This is a genomic window from Paraburkholderia sp. J10-1, assembly GCF_905220165.1.
In the GTDB taxonomy this organism is placed as follows: domain Bacteria; phylum Pseudomonadota; class Gammaproteobacteria; order Burkholderiales; family Burkholderiaceae; genus Paraburkholderia.
In genome coordinates this window covers 1,167,179-1,186,553 of record NZ_CAJMYW010000001.1, presented here as the reverse complement: position 1 = coordinate 1,186,553, position 19,375 = coordinate 1,167,179, and the positions used below count along the sequence as shown (strand labels likewise).

The following is a 19,375-nucleotide window of genomic DNA, read 5'->3' as shown; positions in this document are numbered from 1 at the left end:
CTGGTCTGTCCGCCCGAAGTGGTCCGCCTGTTGCTATCCGTCTGAACTGAAACGTTTCATAGAGTAGGAAATGGATTTTCAGGCTTCAAGGGAGGGTTTACCGGGGCGCGGAAGAAAGAGCAACAACTAGCGGTAATTCACGAAGTTGATGATGTCGTTGAGGAACCACGGAAGAATCAGTTGCGTGTCGGGGTCGCTTACGCCCACGGTGAGTCTCGGCGGCTTCGAGCCGGGCGCGCCGGGCTTCGCGGAATCGGGCGTGTGCAGCATGTAGGTGTCCGTGTCGGCAGCGGGCGGCGGCGATGAAGCACAACCGGCAAGCAGGAACGCGATGAACGCTGCGCAGCACAAACGCTTCATGATCGGCAATCTCCTGCCACGTGACATTGAGAAGCCCAAGCGTACCATCGGCCCTGCCGCGGCCGTGCGCAGATGTGCATGCGCCGGAAATGCAGAGCTAATTCGGCGCGAACACTTTGGCGCTTATTCAGCACGCAATTCCACGTCTGAAATTCGCCATCTATACAGGATTGGGAAAAACGAATAATCGCGATTTTGAAAGGCACACGCTGCACAACGCCAATACGTGCAACGTGGCCTTTTCGAAAACGTGTGATGCGCTTAGCGGAATCCGTAAACGAGAACTTTCTTCCCCTCGAATTGCTCTTGCACACCTTGATCGCAATTCGGCGGACACGTCGTGCCGTCGGCGGCGGGACCGGACGACGGCGAGTATGCTTTATTGACAACGGATTCGATGAGCGTGCCGTCGTCGGAAATCACGATTTGCAGGTCGGTTTCCACGCCTGCCGGTACAGGGCCGCCACTGCCGTAAACCACTTTCATCGTGCCTGTGCAATCGGAATTCACCGTGTAGGTGCCGCTCTGGTACGGATTGAACGTAGTCTGCCCGCCTTTGGGCAACCCATTGATCATGCCGAAGTCGGTGCGCGTGAATTTACCTGAACCGTCGAACGTCACGATGGCAACATCATCGAGCGTAGACGGTGAGGAAAATGGGTGCAGCTTGTTATTGCCGTCCAGCAAGCCGAGAATTTCGCCATGGCCGTGAAATCCGTAAGGTCCACTTAGCATTGCACGCGAGCACAGGCCTCCGGCCTGCGCGACGCTGCTGAGCGAGAGAAGTGCGAAGGCTGCTACCGGCATAATTCGTGAATGCTTGATCTTCATGGTCATCTCCTTGTCACCGTGTCAGGCGCCGGGCTCCATAACGCGCAGCGGGCCAACCCACTCGTTAGCAAAGGCCCCGGCAAGTGCCGGTGCGCGCTGCGCTTCCTAAGCCTATGGAACCGTGCACGCTCGCGCCTCCATCAATTGATGGAGAGATCGAGCGAGAGGGAGATTTCGTGCGCGGACAAATGACAGGAGTACGGTGCAACGGTATTAGGGCTTCACCGCGTATTGCACCAGTTCGATCTCGTTCGTCGCGGGCGCGCCCCTGCCGGCCAAACGGCCTTGAAACGCTTCACGCACCACACGCTTGACGCTCGGCGCATACCAGAGCGTTTCCTCCATCGGGCCGCCGCCCGCACCATACTGCGGCTGCCAGACACCGCTCATCGTGATCTTGATCGCGGAGAAAGCGCCCGCCTTCGTCTTGACCGTCTCCACGCCGTCCACTTCACATTGGGCACGGCGCTGCACCCTCATGCCGGAAGGGGCAGTGGCCACGCAGTCCGCCTCGTAGCGCTCGCCGGCGCGCAGCGGAAAATGCAGGACAATCCCGCACGCGCGCGCGTCGGCGCCATTGGGAATGACGTTGGCTTCGGAGGTGAGTTCCAGACGTGCGCCGCCTGGCCCGATCAGCAGCGACGCGCTGCCGTCTGCGTGGACGGACGTCACGGTTTGCGTGAAGGTTCGACTCTTGCCGGACAGCGGGTCGGACCGCTCGAAGGTCCAGTTGTCTCCCACTTTGTAGTGGGGCGCATCCTGAGGCAGCACAACGGCAGCGGTGTCGAGCGCGAAACTGGACGGGGCGAGCGGCCCCGCCCCCAGCACGCACACGACGCCGATCGCCGCGGCGCGACGCGCACGTGGCCTCATTGGCCCTGCTTCTGCAGATATTGCTGCACGTCGCTCATCGACACACGGCCCGTATGCGCCGTATCGATCTGATCGAAATGCTGCGCGATATACCCGAGCCCACTGCTTTGCGCCTGAGCTTTCGTGATCGATGCACCGTTGCTCAATGCGGAATTCGCGCCCAGTCGCGCCGCCACGCGCTGTTGCGCCTGCTGCTGCAATTGCGTACCCGTGGAGGGCGTGAGCGGCACTGGCCGGTTCGACGGGAAAAATGGGCCGTCCACACCGTGGCCGCCCTTCGGGAGTTGAACGGGCGCCACGGCCTGCGTTGCGGCCTGAGCGTTGGCCAGTGTGACCACGCCAACCGCGCACGCCATGAGCGGCGTAATGCACCACAGCTTGTTGAATATAGACATGATCGCTCGCCTTCAATGAGTAAGGACCGAGGCCCGCAATCGAATCACGAATATCGATGCGCGACGCAAGCCCCGGCCTGTAACGTTATTGACCCGCTGCTGCGACTGCCGTTGAAGTCGGCGTGCCCGCCGGACTCTCGTCGGGCCACGGCTGCGGAAGCGTCCAGAGCGAAAGCGCCAATGGTATGGGTTGACCACCATAGTAGCTCACGAGGTCGGCCTTCATTTTCGGGCGCGCAACGTCGTCCAGATAAATCATATGACCGCCCTGGAAGAAGTTCACCTGCAGATTCGGGTTCAAACCGGCCACCGTTTGCAGGCGCGCAAGCTGCTTTTCGGTGTTGAAGAACGGCGTGGCGAGATCGTGATAGCCGTTCTCCGCCAGCACCTTGAGTTTCGGATTGAGCTGGATCGCGCCGAGCAGGTCGGGCAGCGTATCGGGCAGCGGCTGGCCGTCGTGCGAGAAGTCCCAGACCTCGATGATATTGTCGTTCAGCGGCATATACGTCGCACGCGGCGCCTTGTAGCCGAGATAATCCGGCATCTGCGTGGCCAGCGCTGTCGTGAACGGCTGCGAGATGAGGATGTCCGATGGGTCGCCGTCGCTCTGCAGGCGCGGATCCGAATTGGGCAACGACACGCGCCCGTCGTAACGACCGATCGTGGTGCCCGGGATCAGTTCGTTACTGAAGGGATTCACGTTGAAGTAGCCATTAAGCGCCTGCAAGGTGAGACTCGAAGGCCAGCGCCACGAATCCAGCGTTTTCTCGGGCGGAAAGACCGGCTTGCCTAGCGCGTCGGGAATGCCGAGTTGACTCAGCACCCACGATTGCGCGTATTTCCGGAAATGCTGGTACTGGCCTGTCGCGAAGATCTCCGACTGCAGCGCAAAGAGACCTTGATCGATCATTGGCGGCGAAACCAGATTGAAGTAGGCGGCCACCTCGGCATAGCCCGGGTAATAGCCCGCGAGCGTATCGGTGTCGAGCTGCAAGCCTGCGGTTGATTCCGTGATCGCCGTCGCCTCGATCGCATCGGCAAAGTAGTTGAGGATGGACGACTGCAGCACGATGCCGGTCAGTTGCACGCCCGCCGCTTCGAGCGCGAGCGCAAGCATGTCGGTGCGCGGCGTGCCATACGATTCGCCGTACAGATAAATCGGCGAGCTGCCGCGATTGTTCACCGCCAGATAGCGCTTGATGAAATCGCGCATCACGTCCACGTCTGAATCGCAGCCCCAGAACTTCTGGTTCGTGTTCGGCAGGATGGCCTCGGAAAGCCCCGTGCCCGGCGGGTCGATGAACACCATGTCCGTGGTGTCGATCAGACTCTCTGCATTGTTGACGAGCGGAAAGTTCGGCCAGTTGGTGAGCAGCGGATCGGGAGTAGCGACACGCGTGGGCGCAAACGAGCCGAGACGCAGCCAGATCGACGACGAGCCCGGGCCACCGTTATAGATGAACGTGACCGGCCGCGGCGAACCGTTCGTGCTCGGCGCGGTATAGGCAACATACGACATCGTCGCTTCCGGATTTCCGCTTGAATCGGAAGCGGTCAAATGGCCGGTTGTCGTCGTGTAGTTGATGGTCGTTTTGCCCGAGGTCCACTGGTAATGCATGACCGCGGCCTTTTCTGCGACCTGCGACACCGCAAGACCATCGGTGGCGTTCGGCGAATAGGCAATCGGGTCCGTGTAAGGCTGGTTTGATGAATTCGGTGTTTGCGCAGCGGCCTTCGCGCTTGCCGCAACCTGGTTCATCGCAGTTGCGGCAGACGAAGACGGACTGCCGTCCCCACCGCCGCAACCCGCAAGCATCAGCACGCCTATCGCGATTGCGCCCGTATGACGCAACGGGTTCCGACTACGGCTACAACCCACGCTGGATGTACTCTCCGGATGCATTGTTATACCCCTTCGAATGATGACGTCACACTACGCGGGGGCCGCACTCGCCGGAAATGAGGCCTTGAAAAAGGCATCGAAATTCAAATGCAATTGCCGGCATACGGCGGCTGACATTTCACTTTCCATTCCTGACAAAGTCGATTCATTTCAGGCGTTATCTATTTATTCCGGATAACTAAATAACTCATAGTGCATCGAGCGAAAACATCGAGTTTCGCTGACATGATTTCGCTGGAAATATTTGGTAATGGAGGATGGCAGAGGAAAAATAGGAGTCGCCACAGCACTTTGTCAAGGGATACTTTTGGAACCTATGCGTGCTGATTCGTTGCGTACGCAGCAATTCCATCCAGCAAGAAACGGCCACGCGCACACCTGCCGGCAATGCAAGATCTCGTTGCAACGCGACCGTGAGCGAGCGCCGAATGGCAGGCTCGACAATGCCCCACGCGGGGGTTTCAAGATGATTGCAATCCGTGGTTTGAGATCGAAAGCCTGTGTGTTCCCAATTGGGGACACACTTCCCGTTCGATGCGGGACGCTAAAGAAGCACGTTCGGTCGTTTAGCTATTTTGATAAATAAAAGCCGCTTGTCCGCGAAACACGCTTACACGGTAAAAAATTCCGCAACTCAATCTTCACCAGAATAAAGTCAAGACGCATATGTGCGCCAGGTAACAACGGCGATTGACGCGCTGTGGGAAATCAACCATATTTTCCTCACGCGGCTGTGCTCGGTCCGGCCACGCCGCTTTCCTGTGCATGCAGATCGTGAGTTCCGCGAGGCGTCGCGCTTCGCTTCAACGACGATTCTGAGCATGCCGAAATGGCATCGCCATAACGGTGGGACGACATCATGTCCGCTCAGATTGGTCGCGACCATAACTTCCCCACGGCGTGCAAGCGCTGCGGCGGCCTGTTGTACGAGAACTTCGAATTCTGCCCTTACTGCGGCACGGATCTCCCGCTCGACAAAGTTTCACTCGGCACCCATCCGAAAGCCACGCTGACACCGCTCGAAGCGACAGCGGCGACGCCCCCTGCCCCCGCGGCCGCGAAGATGGCGCCGGCGGGCATGCCCGCGTCCGATGTGCCATCGCTGAACCCAGGCTACCCGCAGGCCGCGCAGAGCGGCGCACAGCATGCCACGCAGCACGCCATGCCACTTGCACACAGTGTGCAGTTTTCACAGATGAGGCAGTGGATCTTTCCCAGGGGCCTGTTCGTCGTCGCATTGATTCTCGTGTTCGCGTACGGCACGTATTTGCTGCTCGGTACGAACCGCCAGCGGGAGAGCACGGCCAGCGAAGAGACGCTGCACTCTTCGGGTGGCTCGGTTTCGACCAATGCGCCTCGGCAACAGTCGGACGAAACGCCCGCTGCTGCGGGAACAGAGACCCACGCCGCGCCCCAATCACCCCCGCCGGATGCGCACGCCACGCCGCAATTGACCGATGTGGCCGACGGCCTGCGTGTCGCGCGTAACAGCCTTGCGCAGAACAACCTGTTCGACGCGAGGGCCGCGGCCAATGCCGTGCTCGCACGCGACACGGACAACGAGGAGGCGCACGCGCTACAAAGCGAGATCTCGGCGCGCGAGCAACGGCGCGATAGCGCGTTGCAAAGCGCCGACCGCTGCGCCGCGCAGGGTGCCTGGGCCTGTGTGCAACAACAGGCTTCGGAGGCGCTGGCGATCGACTCGAGCAGCCAGGCCGCGCAATCGCTGATGCAGCGCGCCATCGTATCGACCGCCTGGAAACCGCTGAACTCATCCAATGGCGCCGCGCAAGCGAACACGGCGGCACCCGTGCCGCACGCCGCGAACACCGTGCGGCTGCCGTCGTCGCAGGATTGGAACACCAGCGCTTCGCCGCCGCCACTGCCCGCTGCAACGACCGCGACGAATGCAACGAATGCAACGAATGCAACAACAGCGACCAATGCGACAAACACGACGAACGCGGCGACAGCCTCCAGTCCCGCCAGCAACGACAACAGCGTCGAAGCACGGGAGCGCGCAATCTTGCAGAATGGCTGGACGCGCGCCGCGCCACCAGGCGCTTCGCATTGAGAAGGAATACAGAACATATCGAAGTCAGCCGTACATCACAAACAGGGCGGGAGAGAGACCATGTTGAAAACGACTCTAGCGGGAGTGGCGACGCTGATCGCCCTGCTTTTCTCGGCGCTCGCCGTCGCAGCAGACGCGAACTACAAGATCGTGACCGGCCCAGAGCGCGGTACGTACATTCAGATCGGCCAGGATCTGTCGAAATGGGTGGCGCCGCAGGCGGGCATCGACCTCGAGGTGATTCCATCGAAAGGCTCGGCGGAAAACGTGCAGCGCATGCGTTTCGAGCCCGGTGTGAAGCTCGCACTCGTGCAGTCCGACGTCTATCAGGCCTACGTCGATATGGCCAACTCCGGCAACGAAGAGGCCGGCACACTGATACGGCCGCTGCGGCTCATCATGCCACTCTATGACGAGGAGATTTACTTCGTCGTGCGTAACGACTCGCCGATGAAGAACATCAACGAGATCAAGGACAAGGTGATGAGCGTGGGCCTGATCGGCAGCGGCACCGCGCAGTCGGCAACGACGCTCTACCGCCTCATGTTCGGCCAGCCCATTCCCGAACAGAACGCGCAGCACCTGAGCAATGAAGACGCGCTTGCGGCGCTCATCGTCAAGAAGATCGATGTGGCGATCATCGTCGCCGGGCAACCCGCCAAGCTCTTTACCGACATGAACCCCGAACTGCTGCAGCAGATCCGCTTCCTGCGCGTCGACCCCAACGCCCCGGAAACGGCGCGCGCGAAGCAAACCTACTATCCGGCAACCATTCACGTGTCGAGCTACCCGAACTGGCTGAAGGAGGACGTGCCGACCTGGACAGTCAAGGCCTTTCTCGTCACCTACGACTACAACCTGCGCGATACGGTCGGCAACCTGAAGCGCTTTGCCGATTCGCTCTGCACGAACTTCGACAACCTGCAGGAGCACGGCCATCCGAAGTGGAAGCAGGTGAAGCTTGAACTACCCAGCCTCGGCAAAGGCTGGCAATACTATCAACCCGTCGAGCGGCGACTGAAGGCGTGTTTCGCGCATCGCGCCGCAATGCAGACCTCAAAAGGCCCGGCCACGGCACAAGGCGGCACACCCGCTCCAAGAGCCGACGGGCGGCCATGCTCGGATCAGGAGCGCTTGCTCCTGCTTTGCAAGTAAGCCCGCGAGTCAGCCGCCAGGCCATCCGGCTCGCGAACGCGATCCCCAAAGCGCGTAATCGGCGCGCCAGTCCGGCCTTCCAACGCCAGTGCGGCGTGGAGGCCGGTCCCCTTGCGCGCGCATGCAATCTCTCCTGGTATCTGCTTTCAGGATGTCCTAATGTCGATGGGTGCCGCGATGCCGGCACGTCGAAACGGCCGTCCCGATGCAGTGCGTCCTACCCTAACAACAAACAAGGAACCACCCATGAGAGATACCCCGTTCGCAATCCGGCGTAAAACGGCGCGGCTCAGTGCCGCGGTCGCCCTGGCAGGCGCGGCGCTTTTGCCGGGCGCACACGCTAGCGGAAACAACAGCGGCCACACAGCATTCAACAGACTGCCGCCGTTCGTCGTGGCAAGCAGTCTGCAAACCACCACCTATGACGGCGTCAGCGACGATCTGCTGACCGCCGGCCTCGGCAAAAGCGGGCTTGCCGGCGCGCAACCGGCCATCGCGAATCCCGCGGCTCCGACGGCAGCGGAATTGCGCAGGCTCGCGATCTGGGCGAACTATCGCGCGCTCGTCGACATCAGTGCGAACGGCGGCTATGGCCGCTTCTGGGGGCCTAACGTCGATCTCTACGGCAACGACACGCTGGGCGAAGGCAAGATCGCCGGCACCGAATACCTCGCGTTTGCCGACGACGGCAGCGGCCGCCAGAACGTCAGCCTGCTCGTGCAGGTGCCAACCAGTTTCGATCCGGCGAACCCGTGCATCGTGACAGCCACGTCGTCGGGCTCGCGCGGCGTGTACGGCGCGATCTCGGCGGCCGGCGAGTGGGGACTCAAGCGCGGCTGCGCGGTGGCCTATACCGACAAAGGCACGGGCAACGGCGCGGAAGAACTGATGAGCGGCCTCGTTACGCTGATCGATGGCCGCACGACCGATGCCGCAGCGGCAGGACGCACGAGCATTTTCACCGCGAGCGTGCCCGCGGGAGCGCTCGCCGCGTACAACCAGAAGTTTCCGAACCGCTATGCGTTCAAGCATGCGCATTCCCAGTTGAATCCCGAAGCGGACTGGGGCAAGGACACCCTCGAGGCCGTCCAGTTCGCATACTGGGTGCTCAACCAGCAGTTCGGGCCGCGCGTCGACGCATCGAATCACGGCGTGCGCTACGCACCCGGCGACATCACGACGATCGCGGCTTCCGTGAGCAACGGCGGCGGCGCGTCGCTCGCGGCAGCCGAAGAGGACACGGGCAAGTGGATCACGGCGGTCGTCGTCGGGGAACCGCAGATCAATGTGCGCATGCCCGGCGACGCGCAAGTCAGGGAAGGCGGTCAGCGTATTGCCGCAGCCGGCAAGCCGCTCGCCGACTATATGACGCTCGCAAACCTGCTGCAACCGTGCGCCGCACTCGCCGACGCCGCCGCTGGCGCGCCTTATCTCACGGCGCTGCCCGTGGCGACCACCACCGCGATTCGTCAGGCGCGCTGCACGTCGCTCGCGGCGGCAGGCTACATACACGGCGGCGATACGCAGGCGCAGGCAAACGACGCGCTCGCCCGCCTGCACGAAGCCGGCTACGAAGCGGACTCCGATCTGCTGCACGCGCCGATGTGGGATTCGCAGGCCGTGCCGGCCGTAGCGGTGACCTACGCCGATGCCTACACGCGCTCAAGCGTGCTGGACAACCTGTGCGGCTTCAACTTCGGCACGACGAACGCCGCGACGGGCGCGGCCGGCGTTGCACCGGCCGTCTCGCCCTTGCTCACGATCTTCGGCGTGGGTAACGGCGTGCCGCCGACCAATGGCGTCAATCTCGTCTACAACGTCACGCCGCCGGGCGGCGCCGACCATCGGCTCGCCACGCCCGACGCGAGCTTCGCGGGCGCGGCCTGTGTGCGCGCGTTGTGGACGAAGGGCGATCCGCGCATGCGCCAAAGCGTTCAGGCGATCAGCGTCAATGCGAACCTGCACGGCAAGCCTGCGATCATCGTGCAAGGCCGCAGCGACGCGCTCGTGCCGATCAACCATGCTTCGCGCGCGTATCTCGCGGCAAACAGCGAACGAGAAGGCTCGCGCAGCCACCTGTCGCTTTACGAGGTGATGAACGGGCAGCACTTCGATGCCTTCCTCGCCGTGCCGGGCTTCGATACGCACTTCGTGCCGGTCCACTACTACAACATCGCCGCGCTCAATCTGATGTGGAGTCACCTGAAGAACGGCACGCCGCTGCCGCCGTCGCAGGTCATCCGCACGATTGCGCGCGGCGGCAGTCCGGGCGCCGCACCGCCGCTGGGACTCGCTAACCTGCCGGCCATCGTGGAGAACCCGGGCAGCAATGCGATTCGCGCGAACGATGGCGTCGTGAACGTGCCGCATTGAGGCACGAAGAAGGTTGGCGCGGCGCCCGCATCACACCAGCAGTTGCCGCGCCAGCACTTCCCGCGCCTGGGTCACGGTGTCCCCTTCGCCGGGATGAGGCGGCATGAGCGAGAACACGGCGTCGGGCAAGGTGGGCAACCGGTGCTTCGGGCCGAGACGCACGAGGCCCTCGCCGATCGCGGACGCGCACAGGCACCCGACGCCGAGGCCGGCTGCGAGCATGGACTGCAGCCCCGCCACGCCCGACGCGCTGTGGACGAGCACGTAGGGTAGGTCGTTTTCTTCGAGAGAGCGCACCGCGACCTGGTGCATCATGCAGTCGCCCGGCAGCAGCACGAGCGGCAGCGCTTGCGGCAACTGCTCGGCGAGCATGGGCGACGCGACCCAGTGGAGCGGCTCGCGCATCAACTCCCAGCGCGTGTCCGCGTCGTCGGCGGCTGGCCGGAACGGGCCGCTCGACAGGTGCATGACCACGCCGAGATCGATCTGCCGCTTCGCGTAGGCCACCTCGATGTCGGCGCTCTTCATCGCGCTCACGTGCAAGCTCAGTTGCGGATAGCAGTCGCGCAGCCGCACGAGCAAACCCGCCACCTCGTTGGTGCGGAAGTACTCGGTAATCGCAACGCGCAGCTCGCCCTTGATCGCCTGGCCGCGCACCTCGTCGAACGCGGCTTCGTTGAGCGCCACGAGGCGCCGCGCGTGCTCGAGCAGCCGCGTGCCCGCGGGCGTAAGCTCGACGCCGCGCTTGCTGCGCACGAACAGCGGCACGCCCGCGCGCACCTCGAGCTTGCGCACCTGCTCGCTGATCGTCGATTGCGAAAGATGCAGCAGCGGCACCGCCGCCGAAAGGCTGCCCACGTTCGCCACCGCCGCGAACGTCTTCAACTGGTCGAATTCGAAACCGCGCATGGCATTTCACATCCATCGAATAACTCGATAGATGGTACCACTTATTTCCGCTTTTCCGTTTCTTCGAGTGCCGTCAGAATGTCGATTCGATAGCCAGGCGGCGCGCCCATGGCGCTGCAGCCTGAGCGCAATCCAGCCCTTTATTGCTGAGCACACTCATGTCTGACAATACGTACGCGGCCTGCGCCGCGGCGCCCCGCGCGGCTGCCGAAGCCGGCCACAGCCATCACGGCTGGGCGCTGGTCGTTTTGCTGGTGGGCGCGATCCTGCCGCCGCTCGACTACTTCATCGTCAACCTGGCGCTGCCCGCGATCCGCGACGGACTCGGGGCGAACGCGTCCGAACTCCAGCTGGTCGTCTCGGCCTACGCGTGCGCGAACGCCGTCATGCTGATCACCGGCGGGCGGCTCGGCGACCTGTACGGCCGCAAGCGCATCTTCATGATCGGCATGGCGGGCTTCGTCGTCGCCTCCACGTTCTGCGGCCTCGCCACCAGCGGCGCGGCGCTCGTGGCCAGCCGCATCCTGCAAGGCCTGTTTGCGGCGACCCTCGCGCCGCAGGTGCTCGCCACCATCCGCAGCGTCTTCACGCCGCAGGAGCAGGTGCGCGTGATGAGCCTCTATGCATTCGTGTTCGGCGTGGCGGCGGTGATCGGCCAGCTTGGCGGCGGCGCGCTCATCAGCCTGCACCCGTTCGGTCTGGGCTGGCGCGCGATCTTTCTCGTCAACCTGCCTATCGGCGTGTTCGCGCTCATCGGCAGCTGGCGCTTCATTCCGGAAAGCCGGCCGCCGCGCGGCAAGCGCATCGACGTGCCGGGCACCGTGCTGCTTTCGCTGTTTCTGCTGATGCTCGTTTATCCGCTCACGCGCGGGCGCGAGTCCGGCTGGCCGTTGTGGATGCTCGCCTGCCTCATCGGTTCGCTCCCCGTGCTGGGCCTGCTGCTGCGCGTGGAGTGGCGCAGCCTCGCGGGCGGCCGGGATCCCCTGCTCGACGTGCGGCTCTTCCGCAATCCGGTCATCGCGCTCGGCCTCGTGCTGGCGTTCCTGTTCTATACGATGAGCGCGTTTTTCCTGACCTATGGCATCTATCTGCAAGGCGGCCTGCACTGGACGCCGCTCGCATCGGGACTCGCGATCCTGCCGTTCGGCCTCGGGTTTCTTTCGAGCCCGCTGCTGATGCCGCGCCTCGTGCACCGGTTTGGCGGCTATCGCGTGCTCACGCTGGGCTTCGTACTGCTCGCGCTTGGGCTCACCGTTGCGGCTGCGCTCGCGGGCGTGGCGCAGCCCGGCGCTGGCTTCTATCTGGGCCTCGCCGCAATCGGCATCGGCCAGGGGCTCGTTCTGCCCTCCGTCGTGCGCATCGTGCTTGCCGAAGTGGCGCCCGAGCACGCGGGCATTGCCTCGGGCATGGTCACGGCAACGCTGCAGATTGGCGCCGCCGTTGGCGCGGCCACGCTAGGCGGCCTGTTCTTCTCGAAGCTCGGCGCGGCGCCCGGCATGCTCGACTACGCGCATGCGTTCAGGACGACGATGTTTTCGCTCGTCGCGATTCTGCTGCCTTGCGCGCTGCTTTCTACCGCGCTCGGACCGCTGCATCGGCGCATGCATGTCACGCATGTCACCGAGGCAAGCGGTCCGGTCACACGGTAATTTGCTCTGGAGTCCTCGCGATCAGAAGTCGATCTGCGCGGAGAGCAGCACGGTGCGCGGCGCGGACGTCGTGAGGTAGGAGCCCTGCTGGATCCAGTAGCGGCTGCCGAACAGGTTCTCCAGGTTCGCCCGGAACACCACGCTCTTTTGGGCAATTCGCGTGCTGTATCGGGCGCCGATGTCGTAGCGCGTCCACGACGGCAAGCGCAGCGTGTTGGCGGCGTCGTAGTACTGCGCGCCCGTGTGGATGATGCGGCCGTTGACGCTCAAGCCCTGCACCCACGGCAAGTCATAATCCGCACCAAGGTTGAACGCGAAGTTCGGCACGCCCACCGGCTCGTTGCCGTCGGTCGCTCCGCCAGCGGTGTTGCGCAGCTTCGCGTCGTAGAACGTCGCGCTCGCCATCAACCGCAGATGGCGAAACGCCTCGCCGTACGCGGCCAGTTCGAGGCCGCGCACGCGCGTCGTGCCATCGTAGCCATAGACGTTCGTCACCGGGTTCGTCACGCCATTGGGCTGCGAAAGCTGGAACACCGAGACCGTGGTCATCACGCGGCCCCAGTCGGCTTTTACGCCTGCCTCGTACTGGTTCGACTTGTACGGCGCGAACGCCTGGCCCGCGTTCGCGGTGCCGATCGGCGCCGTGCTGCCGTTAGTGAGACCCGACGTGAAGTTGCCGTAGACAGAGATGTTCGACCACGGCTTGAAGACGATGCCGGCGAGCGGCGAGATCGCCTGCTTCACATACGTATCGGTGCGCGCGCCTGTCGTCGTGTCGTAATCGTCCACGCCGATGACCTGACGCCGGAAGCCGCCCGTCAGCAGCAGGCGATCGTTCCAGAACGACATCGTGTCGATCAGCTGCTGGCTGTCGAGGCGCGTGTGGTTCGAGCGCTGGGCGTCGCCGCGCGCGGTCGTCATGGCCGGAAGCGGCGTGGGATTGTAGAGATTCGAGGCCACCGACGAATCGGAGAGCGCATAGAAATAGCCCTGCTCCTCGTTTAACGACGTTGCGCCCGCAACCAGTGTGTGCTTCACGCCGAACGTGTCGAAGTGCAGACGCACGCCCGCGTCGACGGTGCGCGTGCGGTTGTACGCGTCGTAGTACCCGTTCATCACATTGAAGTCGCCCGCGGCGGTCATGCCGCTCGCCCACGGGAAATTCTGCTGCGACGTGCCGTAATGCTCGCCTGCCGCGCCATACACGGTCAGGTATTGGTTGACGTCGTACTCGAGCCGCGTGGTGACCGCCGAATCGCGCAGCCTGAGCTTCGAGCCGGGATAAAAGTTGGTCCACGACGACGGCGCCGCCGGCACCGCCGTAGCCGTGCCGAGGCCGATCTGTGGGCGGAATTCGTCGGTATTCTCGGAGATGTTGTACGCATCGAACGACCAGCGCAGCTTCTCGCCGCGGTAGTCGAGCGCAACGGCGCCATTGCCCTGGCTCTGGTTGCCGTGCGCGATGCCCGTCTGCCCGTCCTTGTACTGGCCGTTCACGCGGATGCCCCACTGGCCATCGCTGCCGAAGCGGCGGCCCACGTCCGCCTGCACGCCGAACTGCCCCTTCGACTGGTACAGCGCCGTGAGGCGCGTGAGCGGCTCGTCGTCGGCGCGCTTGGTGACGATATTGATCGCGCCGCCAATGCTCCCCGAAGGCCCCATGCCGTACATGAGCGAACCCGGACCCTGAAGCACTTCGACGCGCTCCATGAGGTTGACCGGCATGCGGCTCGCCGAGACCATGCCGTAAAGCCCGTTGAGCGCCACGTCCGTTGCCTGAACGTCGAAGCCGCGAATCTGGAACACGTCGCCAAAGCCGCCGCTGCTCTGCTCGGCGCGCACCGAGGCGTTGTTCACCACGACGTCGGCGAGCGTGCGCGCCTGCGTGTCCAGCATCATCTGCTCGGTGTAGTTCGTGGTGCTGAACGGCTGATCCATCACGTTCGCCGTACCGAGCACGCCGATGCTGCCGCCCCGCGCCACCTGCCCGCCCGCGTAAGCGGCCGGCAGCTCGCCCGGCATGGCCGTGGCCTTGACGGACACCGCAGGCAGAACGCTGCCTTGCTGCTTCGTGTCGGCCGCCTTCGTGTCGGTCGTCGTATTGGCGGCCTGGCTGGCGTCGGCTGGTGTGGCCGGCGCACTCTGTGCGCACGCAACCGATGGCGCGATGGCGGTGGCCAGCAATCCCATCAGCAGTCGTTCGACCGTCCAGGAGATGGCGGTGCGCCGGAATGGCCTTGGTGTGTTTTCCCGTTCAAGCATATGGCTGTCGTTGTTGTTCGAAGAGGTGCTGCCTGCGGCGGCATTGATAATGATATTGCGAATCATTATCAATTGTAATGTAAACCTTTGCTTAAACAAAACGAAATCGCGGATTTTTCTGGGGACGTTGCGTGGACAACGGCTAACGGGGTTGCCTGCCGCTTTTCAGGACGTGGGCCACAAAGCATCGAGGCCGCTTCCCTGCGGAAGCGGCCTCGATGTACGGGGGAACGGGAACGCCGGCGACGAGGCGGCTACTCCGCCGTCCTAATGGGCGACGGCCTTTACGGTCAACGCGTTGTTCACCGACAACACGCCGGCCACGCCTTGTGCGGCCTGCGCGGCGGCGTCCACCTGGCCCTGCTCGGGCACCGAGCCAAGCAACGTCACCACGCCGTTGCGCGCGCGGACGGTCAGGTTGGTCACGTCCACCGCCTTGTCCTTGCCGAGCGCCTTGCGCACAGCCTTTTCAAGCATGTGGTCCGCCTTGCGGGCGGCTTTGGCCGATGATGCGGCGGCCACTGGAACCGAGGAATCGGCGGGCTGGGCCTGCGCATTGAACGCGGCCAACGCCGTCATCGTGACGACAATGATGGCGAATTTTTTCAATGCCATGGTTGCGTTGCTCCGATCAGAAGGTCGTTCGAATGCCGACGTTCGCGCCGACCGTCGTGCCTGGCGGCAGGCCGAGGCCTTCGGCGGCCAATCCGAGACCTTGCAGCCCCCCCACTCCGCTGCCGCCGCTCTCCACCGTCAGCCCCGAACCGAGGCAAACACCGTTGTGCGCGCAAGTGTTGTTCACAAGGCCGACCTGCGCATACAGCGACGTGCGCTTCGAAAGGAAGAATTGCGAACCGATCGCGCCCATCACCGAATGACCGCCGGCGTTCACGCGGTCCTGCTGGTAGTACACGCCGGCGTTCAGATCGAGATACGGCAGCGGGAAATAGTCGAAGCCGCCGCTATAGATGTTCACACTGGTATTGGTCGAATACATCAGCGACGGATTCACCGAAACCGGCACGTTATTCGCCTTGAAGTTGGCGAACGCAGCCTTGGCAATCAGGCCGCCGAATTTGTAGCTCATCCCCGCGGTATAGGCGCGGACGTTGATGGGATAGAGTTCGCCAACGCTCGCGAGCGCACTGTCAGCCGCGTTGTTGGTGCTGATGTACGCCGCCGCGGCGAGGAATGTGCCGTTGGTGTAGCGCGCGCTGACCGACCATGCTCGGCCGGTCTGGAAGGAACCGGCGACGCCGCCGAGCGCGTACAGCCCGGCCGCCTGGAACCCGCCGATGTCGGGCGACGTATACGACACCGCATTCGGCATGAAGACCGCGGCGATCAGACTGTTATCGCTGACGGGCGTGAGAATGCTGCCGAATTCACCGGCGCCGCGCGGATCGAGAGCGTAAATGATGTTGAAGAATGGCGAAATCTGCAGGCCGGCCTTGACCGTGCCGAAACCGCCCGACAATCCGACCTCGGCGATACGATTGAACAGCCCGTTGTTGCCGCCCGGGTTATCGAAGCCCCCATTGGCAAGATTGATACCGCTTTCGAGCTTGAATTCCGCCTTGAGGCCGCCGCCCAGATCTTCCTTGCCGCTCAAACCAAACAGCGAAGGCGAATAGCCCGCGTTCGTGAGCTGGAACACGTGGCCCGTGCCCGTGCTGCTGCCGTTGAATTCCGGTGTCGAATGACTTAGATACATCACGCCGACATCGGCGATACCGTACAGCGTCACACTCCCGTCCGCGTTCGCCGCGCTCGCCGCACAGAGCGCCGCGGCGGCCGCATATGTCTTGAGCAGCCATTTCCGTTGCTTCGCCATCTTCATGAGTCTCCTGTCTTTAGAGATGGTTTTTAAAATAGTTATGCGTTGTCTTGCTGACGATTCTTCCGTTCAATTCATTTCGGATTGCAAATCATTTGGCATTCAAGTCGCGATGAAACCCCTGTGCTTTCCATCGCCGCTACGCCGCTTGAATGAAAGCGTGCTTCGTCTCTAGCCGGTCACGTCCGAATTGCTTTCGCAAAGCCCGGCAACGGCCTGCGAGGCAACCACGCGCATCTGCCCGAAAATCAGCCCCTTCCATTCGTCGTTGTCGCAGTAGAAGGCGTCCTTCAGGTTTTGCCGGATCTGCGCGGCGCTGGCCGCCTCGCAGTCCGGATGACGATGCAGCCAGTGATCGGCGCGCAGCGCCTGCAATACGTGCAGGGGTTCGTAAGTGCCGAATTCGAGACCCAGGGTCGTCTTTTCGACGCCCGGGAATTCGTCGTACGAAAACGTGATGATCGGGCCTTGCACATCGGCCGAAATCGAACCGGGTTCATGGATCGGCTTCACGTCGTTGCCCCACCAGCGGCGCGCTCTTTCCAGTTCGGCGCGATCTGTGCTCATGAAGATCTTTTCGCCGTGGCCATACGGGCCCAGCCCCGTGTGAAGATCGATCCACGCAAGGCGACGATAGCCGCTCGCGTGCGCGCGCAGGATCGAGTGGACGGCCCGCGTGCTCCAGCTCGTTTGCGCTCCGCCGTAGAACATCCCGTCTGGTACCGCGTACTGCCCCTTCGACACCGTCTCGCGCAACGCCGCTTCGCCGTGCGCCTGGATGTAGGCCCCGAGAGCGGCCTGATTGGCCGCGTCAGGCGGCCAAACCTCCGGCAGCAGCAAAGGATCGAGCGTGACGTATCCGGGATTCGAACCGGCCAGCGCCGCATGGTCCGCGCTATTGCGATTCAGATCGACGTTGTTTTCGTTCACCCGGCGCAGATGCGCGAAACCATACGGGTTGACGCCGTGAATCATCAACAGCGCGACGCCGCGCCGCTTCGCTTCGGCAAGGAAGGCCGCGTCGTCGAGCAGTCCGACCTGACAACCCGATCCGCAGAAACCCTCAACCCCATGCGTGCCCGACGTGATGATGAGCAACGCACGTGCGCCGGCAGGCGCGTGAATCGCGAGGTCGATCGACAAGCTCCCTCCATCGGGGCCGACAGCCGTGGGGTGCGCGACCTGCCTCAGTTCGAACCCGCCAGCACGCGCCGCTTGCGTGAATCGCTCGCGTGCCTGCGCATAGGAAGCGGAGAAATATTTTTTTATTACCATGCAGTGACCCCGATGAGATGCACGCGAGGCGTGCGTTCGGCCACAATGATCATGACTAACGCACCGGTGCACAAGGCAATAAAAAAACGGCCTTGATAACGCTTTTTTATCCCCTGGAGCAGAATGAAACTTCGTCAATTGCGGGTATTCCTCAGTGTCGCCGAGCAAGGCAGCTTGCATGGCGCCGCGCGCGCACTGCGTTTGACGCAACCCGCCGTCACAGTGACGATCCGCGAACTGGAAAGAACGCTGGGCGTGCCGCTTGTCGTGCGTTCGGTCAACGGCATTGCGCTCACCGAATACGGCGTCGTGTTTCAGCGCCGCGCACGCATGCTGGTCAACGACGTGCGGCACATTCATGAAGAACTGTCGACCATGCTCAATGGCGCGGGCGGAGAGGTCGCCGTGTCGGTGTCATCGGCCGTGGCGTGTGCTTTGCTGCCCCAGGCGTTTGGGCAGTTTCGCACGCAAAATCCCGATACCTCAGTAACCGTACGCGAACTGGCGCTGCCCACCGCGCTCAACGCACTGCGCGACGGCGACACCGATTTCGCGGTCATCACGGCGGTCGCAGACACGCAATGGCCCGATTTCGTCGAGCAGCGAAAGATCATGTCCATGCCGTTGCTGGTCGTGGCGCGCCAGGGCCATCCACTCGCGCATGCCCGCTCGATGTCGATGCTGCACGCAGCGGAATGGCTCGTGCCTTGCGAGCCCGGCGATCAGATCGACAAGGGGTTCAGCGCCTATTTCCACTCGCTGGGTCTGTCCGCGCCGAGCCGGATCATGCGCTGTCAGGCATTGGCGCCGTCCGTCGCCTTGATCGCGAAGACCGATGTGATTTGCGTGGCCACGCTGCCGACGTTCGAACTCGAGATGAAGCGCCGCAGGATCCGCGAAGTGAAGATCCACGAGCAGTTTCCCGACATGGACGTCTACGTCGTACAAAGGCGGGAGCGGCCGCTCACCACGGCGGCCGCGCGCTTTCTCGCCTGCGTCGAGCAAGCCGCCATGCAGTGAAGCGTTTGCCGTTACATCGGATACCTAACGATATCTCGCGAATCACCGCACCTCATCGCCCATGGGAGGAAACACATTCCAGTAGCCGTCGTCGTGCTGAAAGAAGAACAGCGCGTGAAATCCCGTTGTCTGGCGCGTCTCCACGCACACATAGCGCGCCCTGCCTGAAGGGGTATGGCCAAACGCGGTGACGTGCACCGGCGTGGTAGGTGCGAGCCATTTTTCGACCTGATAACGCAGTGACTGCGTCTTCGTGCGTCTCATCTGGTCCTCCCAGACATCGGTTGGTTTTGCTGCCTTCTCGCCGGATTCGGCGACAACACCCTGCGCAAACCGGACGCTCCTGGTGCATGGCGCAATGCTTACCGCGCCGCATCAAGCGCTTGAGAAAGCACTTTAACTATAGCCAGAAAAGTCTTTCGCAAACTCGATTTCAGCAAGATAGCAACAAAACAACGG

16 protein-coding genes are annotated in these 19,375 nt (G+C 62.9%); 5 read left to right on the top strand and 11 right to left on the bottom strand.

Annotated elements, in window-relative coordinates; genetic code table 11:
- Window positions 1-126: 126 nt before the first annotated feature.
- The 5 genes from U5A65_RS05205 to U5A65_RS05185 all read right to left on the bottom strand — a co-directional run bounded on the left by U5A65_RS05205 (window position 127) and on the right by U5A65_RS05185 (window position 4,362).
- Window positions 127-360 carry a hypothetical protein gene (locus U5A65_RS05205; RefSeq protein WP_321911304.1) on the bottom strand — a complete coding sequence of 78 codons (234 nt, stop codon included), beginning with the start codon at window positions 358-360 and terminating at the stop codon, window positions 127-129.
- A 261-nt stretch (window positions 361-621) separates the two neighbouring features.
- Entirely contained in the window at window positions 622-1,191 is a 570-nt protein-coding gene (locus U5A65_RS05200; RefSeq protein WP_321911308.1) for a hypothetical protein, read from the bottom strand.
- A 213-nt stretch (window positions 1,192-1,404) separates the two neighbouring features.
- Window positions 1,405-2,064, bottom strand: coding sequence for a hypothetical protein (locus tag U5A65_RS05195; RefSeq protein ID WP_321945659.1), 660 nt, complete (start codon window positions 2,062-2,064; stop codon window positions 1,405-1,407).
- Window positions 2,061-2,420 (bottom strand): 2-oxoglutarate dehydrogenase, encoded by a 360-nt coding sequence (locus tag U5A65_RS05190; protein ID WP_415764309.1) that lies wholly within the window; start codon window positions 2,418-2,420, stop codon window positions 2,061-2,063. Before U5A65_RS05190 ends, U5A65_RS05195 begins: the two co-directional genes overlap by 4 nt.
- A gap of 124 nt (window positions 2,421-2,544) precedes the next feature.
- A complete protein-coding gene (locus U5A65_RS05185) occupies window positions 2,545-4,362 on the bottom strand; it encodes a S10 family serine carboxypeptidase-like protein (protein WP_415764178.1) in 1,818 nt (605 codons plus the stop codon).
- A gap of 859 nt (window positions 4,363-5,221) precedes the next feature.
- Between U5A65_RS05185 and U5A65_RS05180 the strand changes: the two genes are divergently transcribed.
- The 3 genes from U5A65_RS05180 to U5A65_RS05170 all read left to right on the top strand — a co-directional run bounded on the left by U5A65_RS05180 (window position 5,222) and on the right by U5A65_RS05170 (window position 9,964).
- On the top strand, window positions 5,222-6,436 hold the full coding sequence (locus tag U5A65_RS05180) for a zinc ribbon domain-containing protein (protein ID WP_321945657.1): 1,215 nt from the start codon (window positions 5,222-5,224) through the stop codon (window positions 6,434-6,436).
- Between the two features lie 60 nt (window positions 6,437-6,496).
- Window positions 6,497-7,591 (top strand): TAXI family TRAP transporter solute-binding subunit, encoded by a 1,095-nt coding sequence (locus tag U5A65_RS05175; RefSeq protein WP_321945656.1) that lies wholly within the window; start codon window positions 6,497-6,499, stop codon window positions 7,589-7,591.
- Between the two features lie 246 nt (window positions 7,592-7,837).
- Window positions 7,838-9,964 carry a D-(-)-3-hydroxybutyrate oligomer hydrolase gene (locus U5A65_RS05170; RefSeq protein ID WP_321945655.1) on the top strand — a complete coding sequence of 709 codons (2,127 nt, stop codon included), beginning with the start codon at window positions 7,838-7,840 and terminating at the stop codon, window positions 9,962-9,964.
- Window positions 9,965-9,994: 30 nt separating this feature from the next.
- On the opposite strand, the gene U5A65_RS05165 is transcribed toward U5A65_RS05170, so the two are convergent.
- Window positions 9,995-10,873 (bottom strand): LysR family transcriptional regulator, encoded by an 879-nt coding sequence (locus tag U5A65_RS05165; RefSeq protein WP_321911806.1) that lies wholly within the window; start codon window positions 10,871-10,873, stop codon window positions 9,995-9,997.
- Window positions 10,874-11,031: 158 nt separating this feature from the next.
- Here U5A65_RS05165 and U5A65_RS05160 point away from each other — a divergent pair, with 158 nt between their 5' ends.
- A complete protein-coding gene (locus U5A65_RS05160) occupies window positions 11,032-12,522 on the top strand; it encodes an MFS transporter (protein ID WP_321945654.1) in 1,491 nt (496 codons plus the stop codon).
- A gap of 21 nt (window positions 12,523-12,543) precedes the next feature.
- Here the strand turns inward: U5A65_RS05160 and U5A65_RS05155 are convergent, their stop codons facing one another.
- The 4 genes from U5A65_RS05155 to U5A65_RS05140 all read right to left on the bottom strand — a co-directional run bounded on the left by U5A65_RS05155 (window position 12,544) and on the right by U5A65_RS05140 (window position 17,896).
- A complete protein-coding gene (locus tag U5A65_RS05155; RefSeq protein ID WP_321911809.1) occupies window positions 12,544-14,784 on the bottom strand; it encodes a TonB-dependent siderophore receptor in 2,241 nt (746 codons plus the stop codon).
- Window positions 14,785-15,051: 267 nt separating this feature from the next.
- Window positions 15,052-15,399, bottom strand: a complete 348-nt coding sequence (locus tag U5A65_RS05150; RefSeq protein WP_321945653.1) for a BON domain-containing protein — start codon at window positions 15,397-15,399, stop codon at window positions 15,052-15,054.
- A gap of 16 nt (window positions 15,400-15,415) precedes the next feature.
- The gene (locus U5A65_RS05145) at window positions 15,416-16,624 is read right to left on the bottom strand and encodes a porin (RefSeq protein WP_321945652.1); all 1,209 of its coding nucleotides are present in this window, start codon (window positions 16,622-16,624) and stop codon (window positions 15,416-15,418) included.
- A 168-nt stretch (window positions 16,625-16,792) separates the two neighbouring features.
- Window positions 16,793-17,896 (bottom strand): M14 family metallopeptidase, encoded by a 1,104-nt coding sequence (locus U5A65_RS05140; RefSeq protein ID WP_321911814.1) that lies wholly within the window; start codon window positions 17,894-17,896, stop codon window positions 16,793-16,795.
- Between the two features lie 123 nt (window positions 17,897-18,019).
- Here U5A65_RS05140 and U5A65_RS05135 point away from each other — a divergent pair, with 123 nt between their 5' ends.
- The gene (locus tag U5A65_RS05135) at window positions 18,020-18,916 is read left to right on the top strand and encodes a LysR substrate-binding domain-containing protein (RefSeq protein ID WP_321911816.1); all 897 of its coding nucleotides are present in this window, start codon (window positions 18,020-18,022) and stop codon (window positions 18,914-18,916) included.
- 42 nt (window positions 18,917-18,958) lie between these two features.
- On the opposite strand, the gene U5A65_RS05130 is transcribed toward U5A65_RS05135, so the two are convergent.
- A complete protein-coding gene (locus tag U5A65_RS05130) occupies window positions 18,959-19,180 on the bottom strand; it encodes a hypothetical protein (RefSeq protein ID WP_321945651.1) in 222 nt (73 codons plus the stop codon).
- Window positions 19,181-19,375: the final 195 nt, after the last annotated feature.